Consider the following 3,131-nt stretch of genomic DNA (forward strand, 5'->3'; position numbering starts at 1 on the left):
GCGTTTGGTGGATGCCTTGGCAGCAAGAGGCGATGAAGGACGCGATACCCTGCGATAAGCTTTGGGGAGCCGGGAATAGGCTTTGATCCAAAGATCTCCGAATGGGGAAACCCACCTGAATGCTGGTTATTGTCACCCGTGCGGTGTCAATAACCGACATGACCAGGTACTTATAGGCTGAATACATAGGCTTATAAGAGCGAACCCGGGGAACTGAAACATCTAAGTACCCGGAGGAAAGGAAATCAACAGATACTCCCTCAGTAGCGGCGAGCGAACGGGGACCAGCCGAGCCGTGAGACTGACCAGAATGGCCTGGAAAGGCCAGCCAGAGCGGGTGACAGCCCCGTATGGGAAGGTTGATCGGACGCATTAAGTAGGGCGGGACACGTGAAATCCTGTCTGAAGATCGGGGGACCACCCTCGAAGGCTAAGTACTCCTTGCTGACCGATAGCGAACCAGTACCGTGAGGGAAAGGTGAAAAGCACCCCGACGAGGGGAGTGAAACAGTTTCTGAAACCGGACGCCTACAAGCAGTCGGAGCGGCCCTGAGCCGTGACGGCGTACCTTTTGTATAATGGGTCAACGACTTGGTCTATCTAGCAAGCTTAAGCCGTTAGGTGGAGGCGCAGCGAAAGCGAGTCTTAAAAGGGCGACGAAGTTAGATGGATCAGACCCGAAACCAGATGATCTAGCCATGTGCAGGATGAAGGTTGGGTAACACCAACTGGAGGTCCGAACCGACACCCGTTGAAAAGGGTCCGGATGACGTGTGGCTAGGGGTGAAAGGCCAATCAAATCTGGAGATAGCTGGTTCTCCGCGAAAGCTATTTAGGTAGCGCCTCGATTGTATTCTCCCGGGGGTAGAGCACTGCATGGATGATGGGGGCCCACAGCCTTACTGAGTCTAAGCAAACTCCGAATACCGGGAAGAACTGATCGGGAGACACACGGCGGGTGCTAACGTCCGTCGTGGAGAGGGAAACAACCCTGACCAACAGCTAAGGCCCCCAATTCGTGGCTAAGTGGGAAAGCATGTGAGACTTCCAAAACAACCAGGAGGTTGGCTTAGAAGCAGCCATCCTTTAAAGATAGCGTAACAGCTCACTGGTCTAGTCAAGAGGTCTTGCGGCGAAGATGTAACGGGGCTCAAGCCACGAGCCGAAGCTTTGGGTGCACGCAAGTGCGCGGTAGCGGAGCGTTCCGTGATATAAGCTCATGCCTCTTCTGTTCTTCGGAACAGCGGAGGCGCGAGCTTGACTGTGAAGCCGGGCCGTAAGGCATCCGGTGGAGTGATCGGAAGCGAGAATGTTGACATGAGTAGCGACAAACAGGGTGAGAGACCCTGTCGCCGAAAGTCCAAGGGTTCCTGCTTAAAGCTAATCTGAGCAGGGTAAGCCGGCCCCTAAGGCGAGGCCGAAAGGCGTAGTCGATGGGAACCAGGTTAATATTCCTGGGCCAGGAGATGGTGACGGATCCTTGAGGTTGTTCGATCTTACTGGATTGATCGGGCAGCTGCGGGGTCCCTGGAAATAGCCCTCCACAAGACCGTACCCGAAACCGACACAGGTGGACTGGTAGAGAATACCAAGGCGCTTGAGAGAACCACGTTTAAGGAACTCGGCAAAATACCTCCGTAAGTTCGCGAGAAGGAGGCCCTGTTGTTGCGCAAGCAGCGGCAGGGGGCACAAACCAGGGGGTGGCGACTGTTTACTTAAAACACAGGGCTGTGCGAAGCCGTAAGGCGACGTATACAGTCTGACGCCTGCCCGGTGCCGGAAGGTTAAAGGGAGGGGTGCAAGCTCCGAACTGAAGCCCCGGTAAACGGCGGCCGTAACTATAACGGTCCTAAGGTAGCGAAATTCCTTGTCGGGTAAGTTCCGACCTGCACGAATGGCGTAACGATCTCCCCGCTGTCTCAAACGTGGACTCAGCGAAATTGAACTGTCTGTGAAGATGCAGACTTCCCGCGGTTAGACGGAAAGACCCCATGCACCTTTACTATAGCTTCGCACTGGCATCAGGATTGGGATGTGCAGGATAGGTGGTAGGCTTTGAAGCGGGGACGCCAGTTCCCGTGGAGCCACCCTTGAGATACCACCCTTCGCACTCTTGATGTCTAACCGCGGTCCGTTATCCGGATCCGGGACCCTGCGTGGTGGGTAGTTTGACTGGGGCGGTCGCCTCCCAAAGAGTAACGGAGGCGCGCGAAGGTTGGCTCAGAGCGGTCGGAAATCGCTCGTTGAGTGCAATGGCAGAAGCCAGCCTGACTGCAAGACTGACACGTCGAGCAGAGTCGAAAGACGGCCATAGTGATCCGGTGGTCCCGAGTGGAAGGGCCATCGCTCAACGGATAAAAGGTACGCTGGGGATAACAGGCTGATGATGCCCAAGAGTCCATATCGACGGCATCGTTTGGCACCTCGATGTCGGCTCATCTCATCCTGGGGCTGGAGCAGGTCCCAAGGGTATGGCTGTTCGCCATTTAAAGAGGTACGTGAGCTGGGTTTAGAACGTCGTGAGACAGTTCGGTCCCTATCTGCCGTGGGTGTAGGATACTTGAGAGGAGTTGCCCCTAGTACGAGAGGACCGGGGTGAACGTTCCACTGGTGGACCAGTTGTCGTGCCAACGGCAGTGCTGGGTAGCTATGAACGGACAGGATAAACGCTGAAGGCATCTAAGCGTGAAGCCCCCCTCAAAACAAGGTATCCCTTGAGAGCCGTGGAAGACCACCACGTCGATAGGCCGGAGATGTACGCGCAGCAATGCGTTCAGTTGACCGGTACTAATGGCTCGATTGGCTTGATTTGATCCGGAAGAAGACAGACCCTGTCCTCTTCCTCAGCATCACTTGGACAACACGCGCCATCCGAAAGGATGGCCGACGCTGAGCGTTTCTTCCCCGGTCTGGTGGCCATAGCACGAGCGAAACACCCGATCCCATCCCGAACTCGGCCGTTAAGCGCCGTCGCGCCAATGGTACTGCGTCTCAAGACGTGGGAGAGTAGGTCACCGCCAGACCTGGAAAGAAACGCACCTCTCCGACACGATGAAACCAAAACCCCCGCACCCACAAACCCGCGGGGAACCCGCTGCGCAAACGCAGCACGGACGCGGGGTAGAGCAGCC

Annotated in this window: 2 rRNA genes (1 of these 2 cut by a window edge); both read left to right on the forward strand. The window is 56.1% G+C overall.

What is annotated here, in order from left to right:
- Positions 1-2,812, forward strand: a 23S ribosomal RNA gene (locus ACFFII_RS17540); it begins 17 nt to the left of the window's first position.
- A 96-nt stretch (positions 2,813-2,908) separates the two neighbouring features.
- A 5S ribosomal RNA gene (gene rrf / locus ACFFII_RS17545) occupies positions 2,909-3,023 on the forward strand.
- Positions 3,024-3,131: the final 108 nt, after the last annotated feature.

This window comes from Paracoccus niistensis (assembly GCF_042432925.1).
GTDB classification, from domain to species: domain Bacteria; phylum Pseudomonadota; class Alphaproteobacteria; order Rhodobacterales; family Rhodobacteraceae; genus Paracoccus; species Paracoccus niistensis.